The organism is Oscillospiraceae bacterium (genome assembly GCA_022483045.1).
In the GTDB taxonomy this organism is placed as follows: Bacteria; Bacillota; Clostridia; order Oscillospirales; family Acutalibacteraceae; genus Caproicibacterium.
This window is the reverse complement of sequence record JAKVOA010000001.1, coordinates 260026-284993: the sequence shown is the minus strand read 5'-3', so window position 1 is coordinate 284993 and position 24968 is coordinate 260026. Positions and strand designations below refer to the sequence as shown.

Here is a 24968-nt window from a genome sequence, read left to right as displayed (position 1 = left end):
TATTGTTATCGGTGAGAAGCGTGCCAGCGCAAGGCGCGGCGCTCAACGAGAGCAATCACAATATACAGAAGAATGCTGAGCAGTGCGGCAACCACAATGTACGCCCACCCTGTGGCCTTTTGGTTGCCCATTTTCATGCTGGTCTTAATGGTAAATCCCAGGCCGGCCGTATCTTTGGAAAAGTATTCGCTAATCAGGGCAGTCATCATGCTGTTGACAATATTGATTTTCAGCGCAACAAAGATATTGGGAATGCTGTTTGGAATGCGCAGCTTCAAAAACTCGGCGCTGCGGGGTGCCGCGTAGCTTTTCATCAGGTCGCACGCAAAAGGCTGTAAATCGTTCAGCCCCCGGTACGCATTGATACCCATAGTAGCCATGCATACGATTGCCACAACGGCGATTTTTGACCCCATCGCTGTAGAAAACCAGCGATTCATAATACATGCCAGTGCAACAATCGGTACAGCATTCAGCGCCGAAAGGACAGTCAGGCTGCCATAGCCCCAGCGTGGCGCCATGGTTGCCAGTATTGCCACAAAGTAGCCGACTGCACAGCCAATGGCAAGTCCTATCAGCGAAGCGGCCAGTGTGACACCGGCATCTGAAAAGATTTTGCTTCCTTTTTGCTGCATTGCCACATAGATATCTGACGGCAGCGGCAGCTGCATGGTTGTCAGGCCGCCGGCAGCATTCAGCAGACCAATCTGCCAGATGTAAACAAACACAACGCCTACCAGCACCGGCAGCGCAATACTGGCAATTCTGTTTTTTACTTTTTTACTCATACAGAAGCACCTCCCTGCTGCTGCGCCGAGTGGCGCTTCCACGGAACACACAGCCACTCCAGCAGAGAAACTGCAACCGTACTGAGGATGCCCATGAGAATGCCTGTAAGCACTGCTGGCCAAAACTTATCGCCGCCGCCATACAGCGAATAAATCATAATGGCGCCGATGCCGTCTTTGTTGCTCAATGTATCCACCAAAATAGACGCCGTCACAGCCATTGGCGCGGCAATCTTCATGCCGGTAAACAAAGCAGGAAGCGCCGACGGAAACATTAGTTTTGCGTAAACCGTAAGTTTGCCGGCCGCATAGGTGTAAAGCAAATCCTTTCGGTCCTGCGGCACTGACTGAAAACCGCTGAGCGTATTAATTGCAATCGGGTAAAATGTAATGTAGGTTGCAATTACAATCCGCGATGTATCCAAATCTTTCACCAAACTGAAAATAATCGGTGCCAGCCCCAAAATCGGAATCATCTGCATAATCAAAAGATACGGCATGGCGATTTTTTCGATAATCTGAGAAAGGCTCATTAAAACTGCAAGGACAAACCCAATGGCAATGCCAAGCAGAAAACCTAAAATTGCCCGGGAAAGGGTTACGCCGCCGGCCTGCAGCATAGTCTGCCAGTTTTGCCCGAAAGCGATGATGACGCTGTGCAGATAAGGCAGCTTTTTTTCTGCCTGCGGATCTTTCAGGACAGCGTCCAGCAGAAAAGCAACCAGCTCCCACACTGCGGCAACCCCAATAATCCAGACCGCCGGCACAAGGAAGCGGTTCTTTTTACGCTTTTTGGTTTTCACATTTCACACCCCCTCAAAGCTGCTCCGAATTTGTGAAACCAACTGTGAAAACTGCGCCAGCGTGCGCATTTCGCGCCTGCGCGGCCGCTCCAGCGTAATGTCAACCACTGCCGAGAGGCGGCCCGGGTGCGGCGAAAGCACGCACACACGGTCAGAAAGGAACACGGCTTCTTCGATATTGTGCGTGACAAAGACAATGGTTTTGTTGGTCTTGCGCCAGATACGAAGCAGATCTTCATGCAGCTTTTCTTTAGTAAATTCGTCAAGTGCAGAAAACGGCTCGTCCATTAAAAGGATCTCTGGATTGACCGCCAGCGCCCTGGCAATGCCGACGCGCTGCTGCATGCCGCCACTGAGCTCAAACGGGTAGTGATCTCCAAAATCAGAAAGACCAACCAGCTCCAGCATGTGGTCCACGCGCGCCTCACGCTCTGCCTTATCGATTTTCATGATTTCAAGCGGCAGACAGACGTTTCTGCGCACTGTGCGCCAATCGTACAGAACCGGGCTCTGAAATACAATTCCGTACTTTTTCTTTAAACGTACCTGATGCGGCGTTTCACCAGCCACGCGAATGGTGCCGCTGGTAGGCTGGAGCAGGTCTGCAATGATGCGCAGGAGCGTTGTCTTGCCGCACCCAGAAGGACCCAGCAGAGAAACGAACTCGCCTTTTGCAATCGAAAGACTGACATCTGTAAGGGCCTGTACATCGTTTCCACTGTCAGTTGTATACGTCATGCCGATGTGATCCATTAAAATCTGCACATTTGCATCTTCTGTGCGCATGTCCTTTGCTGCTTCTGCCATATGGATTCCCCCGTTCTACAAAAAGAGCTGATTTTAGACAATACTGATAAGATAAACAGAAAACGGAGCAGCCTGCCCGCCATTGGGCAACTGCTCCGTTTTTCTAAGTGCCTTTGAAAAGCACTTGTATTTGCTGTTTATGGGTTCCATTATAGATTTCCATTTTCTATGCGTCAATGCGTTTTCTGATATTTATGAATATTTTATATTCTGATAATTCATTTGCATATAAATTCTAGTACAATCTGTTTTCTACACACTGCTTTTCTATGCTTTCTTTGTGCTATTCCAGCCTGTCTTTGTGCTGCTGCACAAAGACAGTAAATTTTCCCTGTCCAATCTTTAGTATAAAGTGGGCAGAAGCCTTGACCTTTTCAAGTATTCCAGCATGATTTCCTGTTTTATGCTTTACTGTACCTTGTTTTACAGAAGCAGTTTTTGCACAGTTCGTGCGGAAAACAGGTTCCTGTCAACCGCAGCACAAAACAGCTTGCCTGTTTTTTAAAGCCAGACTGAAACATTACCAATGCTTTTATAGGAATGAATCTATATTTTAATAATTATGCAAGAAATCCGCATTGTACGTTGACGTATATTTTCATGAAATGCTATAATAACTGCAGTTTCAAAACAACAGTTCTACACACAGCAAAGGCGCTTGCATGGGTTTTCTATGCAGGCGCCTTTCTTGTATGCACATTGATTCCTCTTTACTTATTAACTCTGTTATTCTTATTATGAAAGGTGCGATTTGTTATGCTGACATGCAGTAAAGACCGAATGGAAGAAAAGATTAAGACTTTCAGCCAGTTTGGTGCAACCGGAAACGGCGGTATCACCCGCCTTTCCCTTTCCCCCGCGGCGTTGGCTGCCCGCGCAGAGTTCTGCAAGCGCTGCAAAGCGCTGGGCATGTCGGTCATCAGCGACGACATGGCCAACCTCTATGCGACGATTCCCGGGGAAGCAGACCTGCCGGCGCTTTGCATGGGCTCTCATATTGACTCGGTTGTGCAGGGCGGCAATTACGATGGTATTCTCGGTGTACTGACCGCATTGGAAGCAGCCGAAACGATTGTAACCGAAAAGATCCCTCACCGCCACCCCATCACCGTTTTGGTATGGACAAATGAAGAGGGCGCACGCTTTGACCCGGCGATGATGTCCTCTGGTGTAGTTACCGGAAAATTCAAAAAGGAAGACATGCTGAAAAGCACAGACCCGAAAGGCACCACCTTTGGTGAAGCACTGGACGCAAGCGGCTATAAAGGCGACCAGAGCAACCGCCTTGACCCCAAAAAGACGCTCGGCCTGCTGGAACTGCACATTGAGCAGGGCCCTGTACTGGAAGCAGAAAAGAAAGATATCGGCGTTGTCGAAGGTGTCGTCGGTATGGTAAACTATGAGTTCCGGATGCGCGGGCAGGCCGACCATGCCGGCACAACCCCCATGAGCTACCGCCGAGACGCCCTGCTTGCCGCCTGCGACGTGATTAAGTATCTGCATGCAGAGCTCGACAAATTAGACAGCAAGCTGGTCTACACAACCGGGCGCATTCTCTGCTCACCAAATGTACACACCATCATTCCAGACGATGTTCGTTTTACTTTGGATGCACGTCATCAGGACCCGAACGTCATCAAGCAGGTCGTAGAAATCATCAAAAACGTTCCGAAAGAAATGGACAAGTGCTCTGTCAGCTATGAAGAACTCTGGTCCCGCAAAACGGTTGCTTACAACCCGGAAATGGTAAACATTGTAGAAAAAGAAGCAAACGCATTCGGCTACTCTAATATGCGCATGTACAGCGGCCCCGGCCATGATGCACAGTATCTAGCTGATGTCGTGCCGACGACCATGGTCTTTGTTCCGAGCGTTGGCGGGCACAGCCACTGCGAAATTGAATATACGCCGATTGAAAAGTGCTGGCAGGGCGCCAACGTGCTGCTGCAGACAGCTTTGGAAATGGATAAGCATTCCGCATTTTAATTTTTCTCTGTATTAAAGTATAAGAAACTCCCTCATCATAGAGCTGCGCTTCCGCAACAACTAAACAGACAGTATTCTGCTATGCCGAAAAGCCGGATACTGTCTGTTTTTTATGCCGTCTTAAAAATTCAGCTTTACAGAATCGACTCTCCCTCCATTCTCATATAAAAAAAGGCCGCCTGCTTTGCAGCAAGGCGGTTTTTTATATGCACTCTTCTGTTTTAGCTGCAGAATGTGATTCTCAGCATCTGCTTTATCGTTTTACGAAATACTCATCGTACCAGATCAAGAACATAAACACACACCAAATTTGGCGCCAGTTGTCCCGCTTCCCTGCTACGTGCTGGCTGAGCATGCGGTCCAGTTCAGCGGTGTTAAAAAACTTCTGTGCAACAGGGGTATGAAACGCCGCGCGTACAACACCGGCATAGGGCTCTTCCCGCAGCCATGCACGCACCGGCACCGGGAAACCGAGTTTCTTTTTGTCGGCCGTTTTGCGGGGCACCATCTTTTCCGCAGCACCGCGCAGGGCAATCTTTGTCTGCTGCGCATTTACCCTGCAGCCGGTTGGAATTTGGCAGGCAAGCTCAAACACTTTGCGGTCGAGAAAAGGTACACGAAGTTCCAAAGAATTTGCCATGCTCATTTTATCCGCTTTCAACAAGATATCACCCACCATCCAGAGGTTCAGGTCACAGATTTGCATGCGGGTAATGGTGTCCTGTCCCCTGGTCTCGTCAAAGTACGGGCGGGCAAGTTCGATTGGCTTTACTGCACCGGTGTAATGACGCAGCAGCTGCTTTTTGCGGCGCTCCCCCATTAGGTTGGTATTGCCGATATAGCGCTCCTCCAGCGGTTTGCCGCGCCGCACCAGAAAGTTTACGCCGCGCACCGGCGGCAGCAGTTCCGCCACCGCACCAATCGCACGACGAAGCAGCAGCGGCACTTTATTGTACCAAGAAGCGGTAAACGGCTCCTGGTAGACATTGTAACCGCCGAAGAACTCATCGGCACCCTCACCAGAAAGACAGACTTTAACCTGCTTTGCCGCCTCCCGGTTAACAAAAAACAGCGCCGCACTGGCGGCATCAGCCAGCGGCTCGTCCATGTAATACTGAATTCTGCCGAGGTTTGCCCAATACTCCTCTGATGTAATGCGGTAGGCATCATTTTCTACACCGATATACTTAGAAAATTCTTTGGCGTAGTCCGTTTCATCGTACTGCTTGTTGGAAAAGCCGACAGTAAAGGTCTTGTGCACATGCGCCAAAGCCGCCACATAACTGGAGTCTACACCAGAGGAAAGAAAACTGCCCACCTCAACATCTGCTATTTTATGGGCCTGCACGCTTTCTTCCATGGCTGCGGCGATTTCCTCTTCCCACTCTGACAGGTCCTTTGTGGAATCCGGAACAAACTTTGGCTGCCAATAGCGCTCTAATTTGATTTTGCCGGCGTGCAGGGTCAGCGAATGAGCCGGCATCAATTTTTTTACCCCTTTAAAAAAGGTATTTTCCCCCGGCGAATACTGGTAAGAAAGATAAAGCTCCAGTTGACTTTCATTCAGCTCTTTTTTGAATGCCGGATGCGGGAGAAAGCTTTTAATTTCGCTGCCAAACAAAAAGATACCCGTTTCAGGATTTTGGTAGTAGTACAGCGGTTTAATACCAAAATGATCGCGAGCACAAAACAGCGTCTGCGTTTTTCTATCCCACAGGGCAAATGCAAACATCCCGCGCAGGTGGGTCAACAAATCTTTTCCCCATTGCTCATAACCATGAATCAGCACTTCTGTATCACAGTGTGTCACAAAAGTATGGCCGGCGGCGGCAAGTTCCGCGGCAAGCTCTTTAAAATTATAAATTTCTCCATTATACACGATTACAATACTGCCATCTTCATTGTACATAGGCTGCTTACCACCCTGTATGTCGATAATTGAAAGACGGCGCTGTCCCAGGGCGGTTTCCCCTTCAATAAACTGCCCCTGTCCATCCGGCCCACGGTGAGCGATGGCGTCCATCATCTCCTGCAGTGTCTGCCGCATATCGGCACACGCACCTACAAACCCAACAATTCCGCACATATTCTATTTTCTCCTGTTTTTCTCTCATTCTCGGCAAACAATATTCATTCTGTTGTTAAACGTACAATCTGCAAAATGGTTGGAAGCGAATTTTCTGCAAACCAATAATACCATTATTATACACAGATTCCCTATGATATGCAATCCCTCTGCTGGGCATTTACTACTGTCAAAGAAAAATGGGGTTACATATTCCGCTGCAAATAAAGCAGTCCTACCTGAAAATCCGCAGTCGATAGAAAAGAATTCAGGGTGTCATAAAATAAGAAAAGGTGTTTGAAGCAGAGACTGTCCGCTACACGCCCTATGGATCAAAAGAAATGCAGGAAGGGCTCCACCCGCCGAATACCAAGGTCAACAGAGCAATCATAGAAATACGGTTGCTCTGCTGTTTTATTGCTTGTTAGCCGTTCAGCACACACCCGGCGGTATTTTTTGCACCCAAGACGTCCTAAATATGCAGAAATTTCAATCCACGCTCCCCGCAATAGGGAGCGACCGTACCGTATAATCGAAAGTGGGTTTACCATCTTTATTTCAATCCACGCTCCCCGCAATAGGGAGCGACCGGATATGACCCCAAACCGGTTAAGGCTTGGATATTTCAATCCACGCTCCCCGCAATAGGGAGCGACTGCCCGCCATAAAAACCATCTTGCCTCAGCTTGTATTTCAATCCACGCTCCCCGCAATAGGGAGCGACGTTGTCCACGCGGCGCTCCATTGTATCCTGTAGATTTCAATCCACGCTCCCCGCAATAGGGAGCGACCTTCCGGCACATTGGGGTTTGGTGTGCCAGTCTGATTTCAATCCACGCTCCCCGCAATAGGGAGCGACTAATACTTGTTTTTCATCCTGTCTCACCCCCCCCGTGATTTCAATCCACGCTCCCCGCAATAGGGAGCGACCTTTTGCAGCGATTTTGTGGCCCTTCCGCGGGAACTATTTCAATCCACGCTCCCCGCAATAGGGAGCGACTGAGCCTTTTAACGCCATGCTCAGGGCGAGATAAAATTTCAATCCACGCTCCCCGCAATAGGGAGCGACATTTGAGCCTGACTTTCCCCTGCTACATATCTTTCATTTCAATCCACGCTCCCCGCAATAGGGAGCGACAGCTATCAGCTATCACCCATCCATCCTGCAGAGATTTCAATCCACGCTCCCCGCAATAGGGAGCGACGAAAAAATCCTATGGTTACTTATTCACACAAGAGATTTCAATCCACGCTCCCCGCAATAGGGAGCGACCGTGTAACAATCGTCCGTTGTCTTTTTCGGTTTATTTCAATCCACGCTCCCCGCAATAGGGAGCGACGTCTATTGGACGCTGCGCAGATATTGGAGGCATATTTCAATCCACGCTCCCCGCAATAGGGAGCGACCTTCATTTCGCAAAGCAGCAGTAGACTTCACGTATTTCAATCCACGCTCCCCGCAATAGGGAGCGACGCCGCCAGCCTTGAATACAAAAAGAAAAACCCAATTTCAATCCACGCTCCCCGCAATAGGGAGCGACGCCGCTCGTCAGCTCGAGACCGTCGAGTAGGATTATTTCAATCCACGCTCCCCGCAATAGGGAGCGACTCCGCTCGTCAGCTCGAGACCGTCGAGTAGGATTATTTCAATCCACGCTCCCCGCAATAGGGAGCGACTACCTCTGCCAGCGTCGCACCCCACGCAGTACCGATTTCAATCCACGCTCCCCGCAATAGGGAGCGACTGGCCACCGTGCTTAATGTCATTGTGCACGCTGCATTTCAATCCACGCTCCCCGCAATAGGGAGCGACAGTCTTTTCATTGTGCATTTCTTCCAATTTTTGGATTTCAATCCACGCTCCCCGCAATAGGGAGCGACGAAGCTGCTAAAATAGCGCAGATGGAATTAGGAATTTCAATCCACGCTCCCCGCAATAGGGAGCGACGAAGCTGCTAAAATAGCGCAGATGGAATTAGGAATTTCAATCCACGCTCCCCGCAATAGGGAGCGACCCGCGCGAGGTGCAAAAAAAGGCCCGGATAGTGTCATTTCAATCCACGCTCCCCGCAATAGGGAGCGACTGGTACAGTCGTGTTTTTTATTGCGCTTCGCGCAATTTCAATCCACGCTCCCCGCAATAGGGAGCGACGAAGCTGCTAAAATAGCGCAGATGGAATTAGGAATTTCAATCCACGCTCCCCGCAATAGGGAGCGACCCGCGCGAGGTGCAAAAAAAGGCCCGGATAGTGTCATTTCAATCCACGCTCCCCGCAATAGGGAGCGACTGGTACAGTCGTGTTTTTTATTGCGCTTCGCGCAATTTCAATCCACGCTCCCCGCAATAGGGAGCGACGAAGCTGCTAAAATAGCGCAGATGGAATTAGGAATTTCAATCCACGCTCCCCGCAATAGGGAGCGACCCGCGCGAGGTGCAAAAAAAGGCCCGGATAGTGTCATTTCAATCCACGCTCCCCGCAATAGGGAGCGACCGGCCTAAACACACAATTCTCAAATGATTTCGTTATTTCAATCCACGCTCCCCGCAATAGGGAGCGACGTATGACTAAAAAAGCTGCTGAAACGACCACTTCATTTCAATCCACGCTCCCCGCAATAGGGAGCGACTGTTTATCGCCACACGTTTGCAACCCGCGCCCTGATTTCAATCCACGCTCCCCGCAATAGGGAGCGACATGCGGGGTTCTTTCTTGCCATTTTCCCAAGTGATTTCAATCCACGCTCCCCGCAATAGGGAGCGACCCACTGAGCCAACTCCGCAAGTTAAAACGGTGCCAATTTCAATCCACGCTCCCCGCAATAGGGAGCGACATCCCGTCTGTGCCGGAAAGCACATTCAGCCCTATTTCAATCCACGCTCCCCGCAATAGGGAGCGACGGGATTTCTCCACGACTATATCGACACTTGAATCCATTTCAATCCACGCTCCCCGCAATAGGGAGCGACACAGTCAAGTCTTGAAAAATACAAATCTCAGTTAATTTCAATCCACGCTCCCCGCAATAGGGAGCGACCTCCGCCGCGGGAGCGATAAGCTCCAATACATATTAATTTCAATCCACGCTCCCCGCAATAGGGAGCGACCAGCCCAAAATGCGTCCCGGCTAACACACAGTTTGGATTTCAATCCACGCTCCCCGCAATAGGGAGCGACCCACACAGTTTGGGAATCATGTGGAACTGGTAGACATTTCAATCCACGCTCCCCGCAATAGGGAGCGACCAATGCCGCGAGTGTAGCGAAAACACTCGGCGGGATTTCAATCCACGCTCCCCGCAATAGGGAGCGACATCTGCGCAAGTGCGGATTTATCTGACAGCGGAATTTCAATCCACGCTCCCCGCAATAGGGAGCGACTATGGACGCTGGCTTTTCTCTTGTAAAGGGCGGAGATTTCAATCCACGCTCCCCGCAATAGGGAGCGACCCATACCGAGATTCCCTTCGGCTTCTTTCAACCATTTCAATCCACGCTCCCCGCAATAGGGAGCGACTTGGGAGATGATGCAGCATGATGCACATTGATGATTTCAATCCACGCTCCCCGCAATAGGGAGCGACACCGTATGTGGTTGTAGACATTGACGACGCAGAAATTTCAATCCACGCTCCCCGCAATAGGGAGCGACGTGATAAACTGTTTTAAGATACCGGCAGCTGAAGAATTTCAATCCACGCTCCCCGCAATAGGGAGCGACTGGCTCAAACTCAGGCAGTTCCACCAGTGCCTTATTTCAATCCACGCTCCCCGCAATAGGGAGCGACAAAAAAATTGCGCGTACAACACGGGATGTCCCAAATTTCAATCCACGCTCCCCGCAATAGGGAGCGACGGTCTTGCGGCGTTTCCCAGCAATCCGATTTGCTGCTATTTCAATCCACGCTCCCCGCAATAGGGAGCGACTATATGATGTATATGTAAATAAATAGAGTATAGGATTTCAATCCACGCTCCCCGCAATAGGGAGCGACGACCTCACTGCAGCTGACGCACAGACCATTATTATTTCAATCCACGCTCCCCGCAATAGGGAGCGACTGATAGCAGAATACTGCACTGCATTTACCGAAAAATTTCAATCCACGCTCCCCGCAATAGGGAGCGACCCGGCTCCTCGTATGTCTTGCCAACCTCATACTATTTCAATCCACGCTCCCCGCAATAGGGAGCGACAATCTGCGGCAGGAAGGCTTACTATGGATTTAAAAATTTCAATCCACGCTCCCCGCAATAGGGAGCGACGCAGTAGCGGCTATCAGCCGGTGCGTAGTATCCATTTCAATCCACGCTCCCCGCAATAGGGAGCGACGCCGCCAGCTTCCGGTGGCTGTCCGCCGCACCGGATTTCAATCCACGCTCCCCGCAATAGGGAGCGACTGCCGGTTGATGTCATCGGTCAAAAACCAAAATATTTCAATCCACGCTCCCCGCAATAGGGAGCGACGCATCACAAATTTTAAACAGGAGGATGGCAGGATATTTCAATCCACGCTCCCCGCAATAGGGAGCGACGTAATGACAGCAACAAACATTATCGCCGGAAGTCTTATTTCAATCCACGCTCCCCGCAATAGGGAGCGACCACGACAAGGCAGTTTGTTTGTTTGAGCGGAAGATTTCAATCCACGCTCCCCGCAATAGGGAGCGACAACTGCGTTATCTCCGGCAAAGCGCGCAAATTGATTTCAATCCACGCTCCCCGCAATAGGGAGCGACCGCTGAAAGTAGATAATAATCAATATTTTTTTTATTTCAATCCACGCTCCCCGCAATAGGGAGCGACCTTTTCATATTCTTCCTCAGCCGCTGTGGGGAGGGATTTCAATCCACGCTCCCCGCAATAGGGAGCGACTATTCCTGCCGCAGCTCCTGCAAAAGATTGGGAATTTCAATCCACGCTCCCCGCAATAGGGAGCGACACGCAGGTGCCGGAACACTTTATAAAATCAAGCTGATTTCAATCCACGCTCCCCGCAATAGGGAGCGACGGACTTTTGCAGAGCAGGCTTTCATCCACAATTAGATTTCAATCCACGCTCCCCGCAATAGGGAGCGACCGGTTCCTTGCGGATGCACAGGCCGCAAAAAAAATTTCAATCCACGCTCCCCGCAATAGGGAGCGACTCTTTGCCAATTTCAAGATAGCAGGTTGTTGGATATTTCAATCCACGCTCCCCGCAATAGGGAGCGACCTGCTCCCAAAGTTTCACCTGGTGGGTGATTTCAATTTCAATCCACGCTCCCCGCAATAGGGAGCGACTATAGCTGCATTTTTGTGTCTGACCGACACGGTATTTCAATCCACGCTCCCCGCAATAGGGAGCGACATTTACAGCAAATTCACAACTGACCAGATGGTTATTTCAATCCACGCTCCCCGCAATAGGGAGCGACCCTCAAACACAGCGGTGCCGTGGTCGATTGGGCAGCATTTCAATCCACGCTCCCCGCAATAGGGAGCGACCGACATCACGCGTTGTGCAACGAGTATGTTAGTCACCATTTCAATCCACGCTCCCCGCAATAGGGAGCGACTTCCTCGTGGCAGAGGGCGACGACCCCGAAAGTGACATTTCAATCCACGCTCCCCGCAATAGGGAGCGACTATATAATTGCGGATTAATGAGTTTGCTTAGTTAATTTCAATCCACGCTCCCCGCAATAGGGAGCGACCAAAGAGAGCAAAGAGAGCAAAGAGAGCAGCGCAATTTCAATCCACGCTCCCCGCAATAGGGAGCGACTATTTCAGCATATCCCGTCTGAAAGTCTTTCGTTATTTCAATCCACGCTCCCCGCAATAGGGAGCGACCATACCTCCACCACCGAAATTCCGCAAGCAAACATATTTCAATCCACGCTCCCCGCAATAGGGAGCGACCATCAAAACTTATAAGGACGTGATGCACCTTGGATATTTCAATCCACGCTCCCCGCAATAGGGAGCGACTCAGGCTCAAATTTTAAAAGATTTGCGTGACAGATTTCAATCCACGCTCCCCGCAATAGGGAGCGACCTACAAAACCGGTGCTGATGGCTGTTATGAAATCGACATTTCAATCCACGCTCCCCGCAATAGGGAGCGACGAGCCACGCCAATTACTTTTTCAATTACGTCTCCTATTTCAATCCACGCTCCCCGCAATAGGGAGCGACTTCGTTTGAATACTTGGTCGGCGACATAACGTTATTTCAATCCACGCTCCCCGCAATAGGGAGCGACCAGTCACGCCCCTCGTCGGTCTGGATGGCATTATATTTCAATCCACGCTCCCCGCAATAGGGAGCGACGCCTGTCGCCGTACCAAATATAACGCCCGTTCCATTTCAATCCACGCTCCCCGCAATAGGGAGCGACTACACACAAGACTTGTAGTTCTTTAGAATTGATTATTTCAATCCACGCTCCCCGCAATAGGGAGCGACGACGGATATATCTTGTCTGGCGGCGTTGCAGCAATTTCAATCCACGCTCCCCGCAATAGGGAGCGACCAAGCTGATAACCAGCGGAATGTACAGCATAGATATTTCAATCCACGCTCCCCGCAATAGGGAGCGACAGATATCGAGGACTCATCAAGCACGGGCACTGATATTTCAATCCACGCTCCCCGCAATAGGGAGCGACTTACACCACTCTAAGCCTGCAAGACCTCGAAAAATTTCAATCCACGCTCCCCGCAATAGGGAGCGACTCCCTAACTCCCACTGTGACACATGAGATTGTGATATTTCAATCCACGCTCCCCGCAATAGGGAGCGACGCGGCCGCAATTCTTGCGAGCGTAGCGGGTTTTGATTTCAATCCACGCTCCCCGCAATAGGGAGCGACATGATTCCAGCTTCAATGGCCGCTTCTATATTATATTTCAATCCACGCTCCCCGCAATAGGGAGCGACGGATTTGTGTTTAAAACTACCGCCGTCAGAGTCCGATTTCAATCCACGCTCCCCGCAATAGGGAGCGACAAATTCAGCGGTTCTGCAGTTGACCGCGCAGCTATTTCAATCCACGCTCCCCGCAATAGGGAGCGACCTTGTCCTACAATTCCCGGCCATACATAACCGTTATTTCAATCCACGCTCCCCGCAATAGGGAGCGACCGTATGATTCGTTTTCTGACTGGGCCGACGAGCTATTTCAATCCACGCTCCCCGCAATAGGGAGCGACCGCTATCCGCATGGCTTACCATGCCGCCGAGATATTTCAATCCACGCTCCCCGCAATAGGGAGCGACATGACAGCAACAAACATTATTGACGGCAGTCTTATTTCAATCCACGCTCCCCGCAATAGGGAGCGACCATCTCTGATTATGTCCCCAAACTCGCCCTTGCATTTCAATCCACGCTCCCCGCAATAGGGAGCGACGGTATTGACAAATAAGGATGTACCGCCTATACTCATTTCAATCCACGCTCCCCGCAATAGGGAGCGACTATGCCGGCCATATGGAAGGCATATTGTGATATATTTCAATCCACGCTCCCCGCAATAGGGAGCGACACCGCAAGCAACACAGCATCTTTAATTACTACCATTTCAATCCACGCTCCCCGCAATAGGGAGCGACGTTCGAGCAGGCAATTACTGAGATTACAACAGATATTTCAATCCACGCTCCCCGCAATAGGGAGCGACCTTTTTGCGGTCATATCCGCAAGCAACAAAAACATTTCAATCCACGCTCCCCGCAATAGGGAGCGACCGCTGAAAGTAGATAATAATCAATATTTTTTTTATTTCAATCCACGCTCCCCGCAATAGGGAGCGACCTCCTTTGTTTGATCCATTTTTTGTATCCCTCACATTTCAATCCACGCTCCCCGCAATAGGGAGCGACTGATTATCAAAGCATGATTTGAGGTTAAAAAATGATTTCAATCCACGCTCCCCGCAATAGGGAGCGACTGAGCACAAAACGTACGGCTGCGGGCGGTATCGACATTTCAATCCACGCTCCCCGCAATAGGGAGCGACTCAAACACAGCGGTGCCGTGGTCGATCGGGCAGCATTTCAATCCACGCTCCCCGCAATAGGGAGCGACTCGTCTGCGGCTGATACGCAGATTGCAAAGCTGATTTCAATCCACGCTCCCCGCAATAGGGAGCGACGATGCGGCTGCCGCTTTCGCGGGGGCAGCCACTGATTTCAATCCACGCTCCCCGCAATAGGGAGCGACTAAAAATGGCAAACAACATTAAGGGTATTACAGTAATTTCAATCCACGCTCCCCGCAATAGGGAGCGACCGGGGGAGATTAGATGGCGCTGCTTGACGATGTAATTTCAATCCACGCTCCCCGCAATAGGGAGCGACCGTTACGACGTATCCTCATGTTGTGTCAGGGAAATTTCAATCCACGCTCCCCGCAATAGGGAGCGACGATAGATAAAAAAATGAAAGAGGTAATCAAAAATATTTCAATCCACGCTCCCCGCAATAGGGAGCGACCCACCTCCCCCAAGCGTCATATTCAAACGTAGCTATTTCAATCCACGCTCCCCGCAATAGGGAGCGACCCATTGCAAACGGCATCGCCATGTTGGGAGAAGCATTTCAATCCACGCTCCCCGCAATAGGGAGCGACCTGATTCCGCAGAATTTGAGACCAGAACATCTAGATTTCAATCCACGCTCCCCGCAATAGGGAGCGACGTATCAGAGCCGGTCCAAGTGCTATCATTTGTGATTTCAATCCACGCTCCCCGCAATAGGGAGCGACATAGTAGCATTAGCTTGTACCATTGTCAAGAGCATTTCAATCCACGCTCCCCGCAATAGGGAGCGACCAGTACTTTTTAGGCCGGTACAAAACGATAGAAATTTCAATCCACGCTCCCCGCAATAGGGAGCGACGCGCGACAAGATGCGGAGGCACGCGCTCATTTTATTTCAATCCACGCTCCCCGCAATAGGGAGCGACGTGCAATGGTTTAGAAGATTGATGTTATAGTGTATTTCAATCCACGCTCCCCGCAATAGGGAGCGACCCGTCCACTTGAACGCGGGCGGTGGGCATGGCATCATTTCAATCCACGCTCCCCGCAATAGGGAGCGACTTCGCCAACTGCCCCGGTTACTCCAACTGCGACATTTCAATCCACGCTCCCCGCAATAGGGAGCGACGTAGAGCGTCTTGCGATGATACAGGACGTTCAAATATTTCAATCCACGCTCCCCGCAATAGGGAGCGACAAATACAACTAAAATAAATGGAGGTATTATCATGATTTCAATCCACGCTCCCCGCAATAGGGAGCGACAAAAACTCCGCGCGGGTAACGCTGGAAACTGAGCAATTTCAATCCACGCTCCCCGCAATAGGGAGCGACATGAACAGCTTCATCATTTACTGGAGGAGGAAGTATTTCAATCCACGCTCCCCGCAATAGGGAGCGACGGTATCTATAGCGCTATTCTGCGATGGAGTAACATATTTCAATCCACGCTCCCCGCAATAGGGAGCGACTCGGGGGGTTCATATATACGGACGTCATAATCTGATTTCAATCCACGCTCCCCGCAATAGGGAGCGACGTCCGTGATATCGATGGGTACATCAACGTTTTGAAAATTTCAATCCACGCTCCCCGCAATAGGGAGCGACGATTTACCCCCAGAAATCACGGATGAGATTCCTGTATTTCAATCCACGCTCCCCGCAATAGGGAGCGACCGCTGATCTTTATCTGTTTGCTTGTGTGGGGTGCAATTTCAATCCACGCTCCCCGCAATAGGGAGCGACAAACCCCAAAATTGGGGGCTCCGAATTCTTTGTATTTCAATCCACGCTCCCCGCAATAGGGAGCGACATTGCGACCATGACGAACTTCCTAGGCGCCCACGAATTTCAATCCACGCTCCCCGCAATAGGGAGCGACGTTTTCAGCCAAGGCCTTTGCAAGCTGGCTATTCTATTTCAATCCACGCTCCCCGCAATAGGGAGCGACGCTTTCCTGTCGTGACGATTTACGATGATATCCTTATTTCAATCCACGCTCCCCGCAATAGGGAGCGACGTTTTGCCAGAAAATTTTCTAGCTTGAGCAATAATTTCAATCCACGCTCCCCGCAATAGGGAGCGACGCATTGCCGAAGCCTATCACAATCGGCACTGGGATTTCAATCCACGCTCCCCGCAATAGGGAGCGACCCGTGGCCGGCTGGTTCGGCTGGGTATGGTCTGATTTCAATCCACGCTCCCCGCAATAGGGAGCGACAAACAGGACTTTAATTTTACAAAACGATAAAATTATTTCAATCCACGCTCCCCGCAATAGGGAGCGACACAGCTATGATGCGGTGAGCGGTGTGGGGATACAATTTCAATCCACGCTCCCCGCAATAGGGAGCGACTGTGGCCTACATGTTCGCAAAACACGCTGATCCATTTCAATCCACGCTCCCCGCAATAGGGAGCGACGAAAATCCGGTCGGTCATTTGATGGACTATATGGATTTCAATCCACGCTCCCCGCAATAGGGAGCGACAGCGAAAATGCACAATTATTTATCATGGTTTTGTGCATTTTTGTATTTTACAATACAATCTCATCCTCCTTTTCAAAAAAGCAGCGTATTTCTCTGCCTTTGTATTCCTGATCTTTCTAAATTTGCACTCTTTTTCGGTGCGAACAGTCCGCATTTCTTTGAGTGTTTACAGTTCGCACTTGCTGCTACATTATCAGTACGCCCTCTGGTTCATAGCCTGCTTTTACCCCGAAATGTTTAATTTTTGTTTGATAATGGTCACCCAAATAATAAAAACGCAGGCTGTCTTTTTCCATATTGATGATTCTGCAGAGCGCCGCCTGCAGTGCTTTGCACTGTCCAGGATCCAACAGGCACTCAAAGACTGAGCACTGCACCCTTTGCCCATGACGTACGCACTGCTTGGCAACCTGCCGCAGGCGCTTTTTCCCTTCGCCATCTGTCGTATTTACATCATACGTTATTAAGACCAGCATGTCTACCTCATTTCCATAAAAAAGGCGGATAAGCGTCCAAATCTCCGCGCAGCCAGCGTGCTAAAAGCAATGCTTGTACATATGGTACCAAGCCCCACTGCATCTTTTCCTGCAAATACGGATGTGTAATTTGCTCACGCTTTCGAGTCTGCCAAACATTGAGAAACGTCTTTCGCCCGACATCATTCAAAAGCACGGCACCATCTTCCATTTTGTCAAATTGCTTAGGCAAAATCTGTTTTGTATTAATCAGTGTAATGACAAATCTGTCTACAAAAACGCTGCGCAGTTCTTCCATCAAGTCCAGTGCTAAAGATTCCCTACCGGGCCGATCTCGGTGAAGAAAGCCAACATACGAATCTAGGCCAACGCTTTCGAGTGCGGCTGCACAGTCACTGGCAAGCAGGCTGTACCCAAAAGAAAGCATTGCATTGACGCAGTCAAGCGGCGGGCGGCGTGAACGAACTGTAAAGAAGAAGTCCTTTTTTTGATTGAGAATCATCTCATTAAATACACGGAAGTATTCGGTTGCCGCCTGTCCCTCCCAACCGCGCAAAGTATCCAAATTGGTTTCTTTCAGTGCCTCTGCAGCTGTTGCTGACAAAAAGGACGCAGAGCGTTTCAGCGCCTCCACATTGACTCGCAGGCCATGATCCCGCACTGTCCTTTCCAAGCACCAGCGGCTGTTATAGAGTTTGCCAAAAATGAAGCAGCGCGCCGCGAAACAGCTTTGGTTGGGGTCATCTGAAATGCGGTACTGTGTTTTGCGCAGCAGTACATTCCCCTGTGCAGCACCGCAGGCACGCGCTAAGAAGCGGCCGTTTGGCGTAAGAAAAGTAAATCCAATTCCACGCTTTGTGCAGGCACCCAGCAGGGCCGGGCTGGCTCCTTTATAGGAAAAGCTGAAAACGCTCTCTAAGCCGAGCAGCGGAAACTGTCCCCGCTTTCCCTCTTCCCCCCAAATAACGATATTTTCATTTTCCAGCGCTAAATAGCTGTCTTCACTGAGGACAAACAAGGTATTAAGCAGTCGTTTCATGATTTTTCCTCTCGTGCATGCGATGCCAGGTAATCTGTTACAGTTGGTGCCCTTTTTAGCTGCGGCAGACAAACATCTTTTAGAGAACATGCGCTGCAAAATTTTCCAGGTGTTGCCTTGGGTGTATAACCTTTTTGGAAAAGGCTGTTCATTTCGCGAAGCAGGTCTGCAACACGGGCGCGCAGCTGCGGCGTAAAGGAAACCGCTGTGCGTCTATGTGGTTCTCCGTAAAACAAATCTCCCTCTGTAATTTCACAGCAAAGCATTTCTTCCAAACACACAGCCTGTCCGCAAAGCTGCAGTTCATCTGCATCGTGCGTTTTTGGGCGGCCGCGTTTATACTCCACTGGCCGGGGCTTCCAGAGCCCCTCCTGCCCGTAAAGCGAAACGCCGTCTGGGCTGCGGCGAAACTCCACAATGTCACAGACGCCCGTTGCCTGCAGCTGATGTGAGACAACGCGCAGGCCGTGTACAATCAGCAGGTCTCCCCTATGTTCGGTCTTTTGCTCATCATGCGCACGCTCATGCAGGATTTCCCCCTCAATCGTGCGCAGGTTTTCTCCCCACTGCTGTTCTACGTGAATCAGCGCCCACTGCCGCCGGCAAAAAGCAAAGTGCTGCAGCTCGGAAAGCTGCCGATATTCTTCTTCCGGCAGTGGAATCATACCATCCGGGTGCACGAAACACCTTCCGGCAGTTTATCCTGTTCGACTGTAACCGTATAGTCGCTATAGCTGCGCGGAACCGAAACTTCCGGTTTTCTCTGTACATGTACCGTATCAAAGAGTTTATAAGCGGGGGCTTCGCCCAGTTCACTGCTGTGCTGAAATACAATCAACTCACGCACAGCCATCTGACCGCGTGCAGCCGAATGGTCATATTCAAACATGTTGAGAATTGCTTTCCAGAGCAGCTGCAGGTCCTCTTCAGAAAAGCCAGTCACTTTGCGCGCTAAATTTGCCGAAACATACCCTTCGCAGCGGTAAAGGCCGTAAGGAACAATGTATTTACGTCCCATTTCGGTGCCTTTCTTTTCTGCATCTGCTTCTGTAGAAATGGCCACACGGGTAATGGTAATCTCCTGCGGCAGAATTGGATCAATAGAGCGTGCAAAGCCAAGCTGCACCGGGCCGCGCACCTGCCCGCAGTTCAGCGCACCCTTAACCATCGTTGTCATAACCGCACCGAATGTACGGATATCAAAAAACTGGCTGCACATATAGTCACGAATCACGCTGTCAACGTCCTGCTTCTCTTTTGCTTTCTTTAAAAGTTTTTTCAGCTCGTCTGTTTTCTTTTCGGCGGCTCTGTCAATGCCAACCTGTGCGAAAGCTTCATTATCGCTGCGATTAAGCGGCACTTTGTCCTTAATGTAAATGCGGTAGCCGGGTTTATCCTCTTTTACGATCTCGACATAGTTGCGGATTTTACGCTTTAAGCAGACATCTGTCACCAAACCCAGGCCTGTCTCCGGGTCGATACGCGGCATATTGCCGGCATCAGGATCGCCATTGGGATTGCCATTTTCTACATCAAATAAAATTACGAATTCATAGCGATTTTTAATTGCTTCAGCCATTGTCGGAATCCCCCTTATTTTTCTTCGTGTAAAGTGCCTGCTTCTGGTGGTAATAGCCCAAATGGAAAGCGCCCTGCTCCTGCAGATTCATGCGGCTGGGCAAGGTCTGCTGAATGCGGCTCTCAAGTTCCGTAATCATTTTATCATAGTAAATACGAGAACCTTCTGCAAGTTTTCGCTGATGGTGCTGTGAGAGATTAATCAGCAGCGGAAAAATAGCGGCCGGCGTGGCACAGGCACTGTTAAAATATCTGTCACGAATGGTTGTATTAATGCCAGGGGTTGCATCTGTCTGGATTTTTTCCAAAACAGCAAACAGGCGTCCCAGCACATACGGTGTATAGTTGCTTTGCTCATCGAGTTTCACTTTTAAAACCTCCTCAGGAACATAAATGCTTTTATTTTTCAAAAAATAAGCTTTTAAAATAGCAGCTTTTCTCCAGCCAATATCCTGTTCAGCGCGAATACGCAGCATGACCGCCTCAAACAACGAGGAAGGGTAAGGAGTATTGGTTAGAATCGCCCGCAGCACTGCCCCTGACATGGGTGCCGGGGGCGCTTTGTCCTGTGACTTCTGGTTGGCCGTTTCGTTGAGCAGCCACCACAGGGATAGAACCGGATGAGTTTCAAAACTCGGCTTCTCAATTTCCAGCCGGTTGTAATGCTCCTGCAGATTTTTCAGCATATTGCCAAATGTATCCTGCAGGAAGAAACGCACAGAGAGCCGGGCCGCACTAGGTGCTAACCCCAACACATAAAAGTGATTTTCAGGATTCAGCGGCAGGCCATTTACATTATATGGTCTGCCCTGTGCCAAAGCGTCTATGGCACTTTTCATATCTCCCTGTGTAATCGTCTTATCTTCCATACCAAACGCAGCAGCACCAAACAGATCTTGACTGCCGGCAGAAGCATCTTCCGCCCAGTAAACCACCGTAGTATCAGCAATGTGTTGTACATGCTTTCTGTCTGCCAAGAGGTGATTCAGAGCGGTCGTGTATGCAAAGGCAGCGTCTTCGCTGACCGGTGCATTATAGCCCTGCCCTGTATCATCGCCCCGTTCATGCCCAAATGACTCAAATGCGTCCGCATTAAAAGAAACCAACGATGCACCAGAAGACTGTGCCCCTTTTACACCTTTAATGCTCGGGTGCAGGCGGGCAATCGGTACACGCCTGCCTGTCACCAGACAGCGGCCTGTTTTTTTGCCGCTTGATGAAGCTTTGCGGCTGTTTTCCCATGCTTGTGCAATGGCCGTGTCATCCTGTGCATACGCACTGCCCACACGAAAGATGAGATTTACCCCGGACAAAATTTCTTCTAGTTTAGGGGCAAGTACTGAATTTTCCGCAGCTGTTTCCGGCTGCCACGTATCAAAGAAAGCAAGCACAGCTTTTGCCGCAGGACTTTCTACGCCGTCCAAAACAGCATGATGCAGGTCTTTCGCCGCGGCAAAGCACTTTTTGCTGCGCTCTGGTTTTCCCTTTGCATCTATTCCCAGCAAATAGCTGCTGCTGTCACAAAGGAAATTTGATATGATTCCAACAGACCTTTTCACCTGCTCCGGTACGGAAAAGGACTGTGGGATTTCTTTCTTGGCCCCTTCCGGTAAATACTTCAGCGTAAGGATATCCGTCAGGCTGCCCTGCGGCGAAAGCTGCAACGCATAAGGAACTTTTGCGCTGCTCCAGCCAGGCAGGCTGATTTTTCCCTTTGCGCGCAGCACCTGATAATAGGCTGTTAATTCCTGTAAAATCATCGGAGAATCTCCTCTCCTGCTACCTGCATGATGCCATCTTGCAAACGCGCGTGAAAGAACATAGGCTCAATGTCGCACGGGTTGCTGTAATCAAGGTCGTACAGCATCAGCCCTAAATCCCGCGTCTCTGGAACAGCCGGGACTATTTCTCCCTGCCATGCACGAAAATGCGCCGGAAATTCCCGGCAGCCAAAATAAGGGGTATGATAGCACTGGCCCCTTTCCAATCTGCGGCGAAAAATATCCTTGAACTTGCCGGGATTATCCGTAGGCGCAGCTTTGTCGGTCAACTCAAAGTGGGCCTCAATGACATAGTGCACGTCCCGCAGCAGCATCGCCGCCCGCTGCTGAATATCGGCGCTCGTGCAGAGCATCGGAACCGGGCCGCCTGTCATCATGCGTTTTACTGCGCTTGCCTGTACCTTGCTTTTTACCTCATTGCGGCGAATATTAGTAAAGCAAATAGGATTTAAAACATAAATGCGGTCTATTAAAATGCGCAGCCCCGGGTGCCAATAGATAGCCTCGACCAACCCACGTGCAGCAGAGGGCGTTATCACGTCATAGCTGGCACGCTCTACTTTCAGTTCAGGCCGGCTGAAAAGTGCATAGTCGCCCCATACCTCTACCTTTATTCCATAGCTCATAGCGTCACCCCCTTTTTCGGGTTATCGCCCGAAAGATAAGTGTTGTGGTTCTTTTTGTACAACATCTTTGCTCATCTCCACTCTCTGCTTTTGACAACTATCTATGATAATATAAAGACTTTTATTTGATTGTTTTACGGTATCTTATAAAAGCCCTGAATTGCTTTTTATATATGGATTGATCTACAGCTTTCTACTCAGCACTTATACCAGATATCCATAGCCGCCCTCATCTGAAAGCTGCAGTCCTGTGTCATCGTGATAAAGCTTCGGGTTGACCAGAATTGCAATGCTCTCGTCCAGCGTAGAAGTATCCAGAGACGGCATCAGCGCCATAAAATCGCGCTCATAAACATTGACACTACACTGCCCCAGCTGACGAAACAGCTCTCTGCTGCGCTCGCCCGCCTGCAGACGGGCAGCAAGCAGTCGGCTTTCATCGTCGCGCGGAATCAAAATTGCGCGGGTGTTGTCCGGGATTAAGCGAAAATGCTGTGCAACCGTGCGAAACGGAAAGCTGTGATGGTTCTCTATACCTTCCTCAAAGTCCGGCACAATCTGCTGAGAATCCAGGGTTTCGCCCTTAAGCTGATACAGCTCTGAAAAATAAGCTGTAATCACCTCTGGCATATCAATTTCATCAACACCGCGCGTCACCTTTTCTGCCGTCTGTGCCGGCAAACTTAAAACGGCAGGCAGATGCCGGCGGTATTTACTTTCCGGCTGAAACAGGTAAACCACGCTTTTTTCTGCAGGCCGCTTGTTTTCACGGTTGCAGCGACCGCCTGCCTGTATTTCGCTGTCAAGCCCGGCACAGGCGCGGTAAACAGTTGGAAAATCGACGTCCACGCCAGCTTCAATCAGGCTCGTGGAAACCACACGGCACGGCTGCCCCTCTTGCAACCTGTGTCGAATCTCTTTTAGCACCGCACGCCGATGATTTGGCGTCATCAGTGTAGAGAGATGAAAACTTCCGGGTCCCTTTAGCATTTGGTAAACATTCTGCGCCTGATTGCGGGTTGTAACAATGCACAGGACCTGCTGCTCTTCAGAAAGGCGGCTTGCCAGTACCTCGTCTGTCAGTTCTCCAACTTTTTCGTAGCGGACCCGGCGGAAAAAGGAATACATATTTTTTGTGTCCGGGCAAATTTCGTGCGCCTCAATTTTCGGCGATACTTCGCGAAAAAGAGGCCCTAATGCAGGCTGGGTTGCCGTACACAGCACGCAAGAGGAACCGTAATTAACTGTCAGCTCTGCAATAGCGCGCACACAGGGCTTTAAATACGGCAGTGGCAGAGTCTGCGCCTCATCAAAAATGATGACGCTGTCGGCAAGATTGTGCAGTTTTCTGCAGGCAGAAGTTTTACTGGCAAATAAAGACTGAAAGAACTGCACCGCTGTTGTCACAACAACCGGCATGTCCCAGTTTTCAGCAGCCAGACGCTTAGGCGACATTTCCTCATTCTCGCTGTCATCGTACTGTGCACCGGAGTGATGCTCCAACACGTTCTGTGTACCCAAAGCTTCGCGAAAAACGTCGGCAGTCTGCTCAATAATCGAACAATACGGAATTACATAGATGATCCGCTTCATCCCATGTTCTTTGGCATGGTGCAACGCAAAGGCCAGAGAAGAAATAGTCTTTCCGCCACCAGTAGGGACCGTCAGCGTGAATAAACCCTTTTCCATTTTTTCGCCGGCCGTTAGGCAGGTGCGCAAAATTTTACAGCGTTTTTTGTTCAGCTCTGTTTTTGCGCTCCACCACGGCTGCACATACGCATCCAGCTTGTCAGAAAGAGAATATATGTCACATCCATGCGAGCGGTTGGTCTTGCCATTTTTCATAAATGCTTCTGTATCTAAAAAATCAGCATCTACCAAACACGAAAAAAGCATGCGCGTAAAGAAAGACTCTGTAAAGCCGCCGCTGCCAAGCATTTTCAGCGGCGGAAAGGCCGGCCTATGCAGCTGTACTTCCTTTGGGTAGCGTTCCAGTACCTTTGGGTCGACAGGCTTAGAAAGGCGGGCCTGCAGGGTCCCTGCAAATGTTACATCGCCGGAACTGCCGCCGTCCATCAAGCCAGCGTGGTGACCAGCAATGCTGTAAGCAGCCGGATAACCGGTCAGCGGCCCTATGATTTTTGCTCCTGCAGAGGTATGGTCCACTTTGGGGCCGTTGTCCCAAATGCGGTGCTGGAAAGCATCTGAAAATTTTCCCACATCGTGTGCCAGCCCGCACTGATAGGCCATGTCGCCCGCACCAAATACCGCCGCAAACGCACGTGCCCTCTGTGCAGTGCCGAGAAGATGTTCCTGCACAGTCTGCACTCGGCCGTTCTCTGCAATATGTGCAGCAAAGGGTCTGCCTTTCTCCATTTTTTCGTCACCCTTTTGCTTCATACAAATTTTTCATAAAATTACTGTAATTATTTATTATAATATACTTTGATTTGACTAATTTCAAGCTAATATGCTATTTTCTGGTATCAATTTTATTTTC

12 protein-coding genes and 1 CRISPR repeat array are annotated in these 24968 nt (G+C 50.1%); of the genes, 1 reads left to right on the top strand and 11 read right to left on the bottom strand.

Features of this window, described 5'->3' with window-relative positions; all coding sequences use genetic code 11:
* Positions 1-5 precede the first annotated feature (5 nt).
* From LKE53_01375 to LKE53_01365, 3 genes are read right to left on the bottom strand one after another with little or no spacing between them, the layout of a single operon-like run.
* Positions 6-788 (bottom strand): ABC transporter permease subunit, encoded by a 783-nt coding sequence (locus tag LKE53_01375; protein MCH3971417.1) that lies wholly within the window; start codon positions 786-788, stop codon positions 6-8.
* Positions 785-1591, bottom strand: coding sequence for an ABC transporter permease subunit (locus LKE53_01370; GenBank protein ID MCH3971416.1), 807 nt, complete (start codon positions 1589-1591; stop codon positions 785-787). Before LKE53_01370 ends, LKE53_01375 begins: the two co-directional genes overlap by 4 nt.
* Before the next feature lie 3 nt (positions 1592-1594).
* Positions 1595-2398 carry an ABC transporter ATP-binding protein gene (locus tag LKE53_01365; GenBank protein ID MCH3971415.1) on the bottom strand — a complete coding sequence of 268 codons (804 nt, stop codon included), beginning with the start codon at positions 2396-2398 and terminating at the stop codon, positions 1595-1597.
* A gap of 756 nt (positions 2399-3154) precedes the next feature.
* On the opposite strand from LKE53_01365, the gene LKE53_01360 reads away from it, so the two are divergent.
* Positions 3155-4384 (top strand): Zn-dependent hydrolase, encoded by a 1230-nt coding sequence (locus tag LKE53_01360; GenBank protein MCH3971414.1) that lies wholly within the window; start codon positions 3155-3157, stop codon positions 4382-4384.
* A gap of 253 nt (positions 4385-4637) precedes the next feature.
* On the opposite strand, the gene asnB is transcribed toward LKE53_01360, so the two are convergent.
* The 8 genes from asnB to cas3 form a co-directional block, all read right to left on the bottom strand.
* A complete protein-coding gene (gene asnB / locus LKE53_01355; GenBank protein ID MCH3971413.1) occupies positions 4638-6470 on the bottom strand; it encodes an asparagine synthase (glutamine-hydrolyzing) in 1833 nt (610 codons plus the stop codon).
* Positions 6471-6935: 465 nt separating this feature from the next.
* A CRISPR array of direct repeats spans positions 6936-16968; the repeat unit is 34 nt; unit sequence ATTTCAATCCACGCTCCCCGCAATAGGGAGCGAC.
* 185 nt (positions 16969-17153) lie between these two features.
* Positions 17154-17444: a CRISPR-associated endonuclease Cas2 gene (cas2, locus tag LKE53_01350; protein ID MCH3971412.1), complete on the bottom strand. Its 291-nt coding sequence runs from the start codon at positions 17442-17444 to the stop codon at positions 17154-17156.
* A gap of 7 nt (positions 17445-17451) precedes the next feature.
* Entirely contained in the window at positions 17452-18483 is a 1032-nt protein-coding gene (gene cas1c / locus LKE53_01345) for a type I-C CRISPR-associated endonuclease Cas1c (GenBank protein ID MCH3971411.1), read from the bottom strand.
* Positions 18480-19148, bottom strand: coding sequence for a CRISPR-associated protein Cas4 (gene cas4, locus LKE53_01340; protein ID MCH3971410.1), 669 nt, complete (start codon positions 19146-19148; stop codon positions 18480-18482). The genes cas1c and cas4 overlap by 4 nt, the downstream gene beginning before the upstream one ends.
* Entirely contained in the window at positions 19145-20062 is a 918-nt protein-coding gene (gene cas7c, locus LKE53_01335) for a type I-C CRISPR-associated protein Cas7/Csd2 (GenBank protein MCH3971409.1), read from the bottom strand. The genes cas4 and cas7c overlap by 4 nt, the downstream gene beginning before the upstream one ends.
* Positions 20055-21821, bottom strand: a complete 1767-nt coding sequence (gene cas8c / locus LKE53_01330) for a type I-C CRISPR-associated protein Cas8c/Csd1 (GenBank protein MCH3971408.1) — start codon at positions 21819-21821, stop codon at positions 20055-20057. Before cas8c ends, cas7c begins: the two co-directional genes overlap by 8 nt.
* A complete protein-coding gene (cas5c, locus tag LKE53_01325) occupies positions 21818-22468 on the bottom strand; it encodes a type I-C CRISPR-associated protein Cas5c (GenBank protein MCH3971407.1) in 651 nt (216 codons plus the stop codon). Before cas5c ends, cas8c begins: the two co-directional genes overlap by 4 nt.
* Positions 22469-22672: 204 nt before the next feature.
* A complete protein-coding gene (cas3, locus tag LKE53_01320) occupies positions 22673-24844 on the bottom strand; it encodes a CRISPR-associated helicase Cas3' (protein ID MCH3971406.1) in 2172 nt (723 codons plus the stop codon).
* Positions 24845-24968 lie beyond the last annotated feature (124 nt).

Coding starts and splice junctions, on each gene's coding strand:
- cas7c (MCH3971409.1), bottom strand. CDS start 20,062: ATGGCTGAAGCAATTAAAAATCGCTATGAATTCGTAATTTTATTTGAT.
- asnB (MCH3971413.1), bottom strand. CDS start 6,470: ATGTGCGGAATTGTTGGGTTTGTAGGTGCGTGTGCCGATATGCGGCAG.
- cas2 (MCH3971412.1), bottom strand. CDS start 17,444: ATGCTGGTCTTAATAACGTATGATGTAAATACGACAGATGGCGAAGGG.
- cas4 (MCH3971410.1), bottom strand. CDS start 19,148: ATGATTCCACTGCCGGAAGAAGAATATCGGCAGCTTTCCGAGCTGCAG.
- LKE53_01375 (MCH3971417.1), bottom strand. CDS start 788: ATGAGTAAAAAAGTAAAAAACAGAATTGCCAGTATTGCGCTGCCGGTG.
- cas1c (MCH3971411.1), bottom strand. CDS start 18,483: ATGAAACGACTGCTTAATACCTTGTTTGTCCTCAGTGAAGACAGCTAT.
- cas8c (MCH3971408.1), bottom strand. CDS start 21,821: ATGATTTTACAGGAATTAACAGCCTATTATCAGGTGCTGCGCGCAAAG.
- cas3 (MCH3971406.1), bottom strand. CDS start 24,844: ATGGAGAAAGGCAGACCCTTTGCTGCACATATTGCAGAGAACGGCCGA.
- LKE53_01365 (MCH3971415.1), bottom strand. CDS start 2,398: ATGGCAGAAGCAGCAAAGGACATGCGCACAGAAGATGCAAATGTGCAG.
- cas5c (MCH3971407.1), bottom strand. CDS start 22,468: ATGAGCTATGGAATAAAGGTAGAGGTATGGGGCGACTATGCACTTTTC.
- LKE53_01360 (MCH3971414.1), top strand. CDS start 3,155: ATGCTGACATGCAGTAAAGACCGAATGGAAGAAAAGATTAAGACTTTC.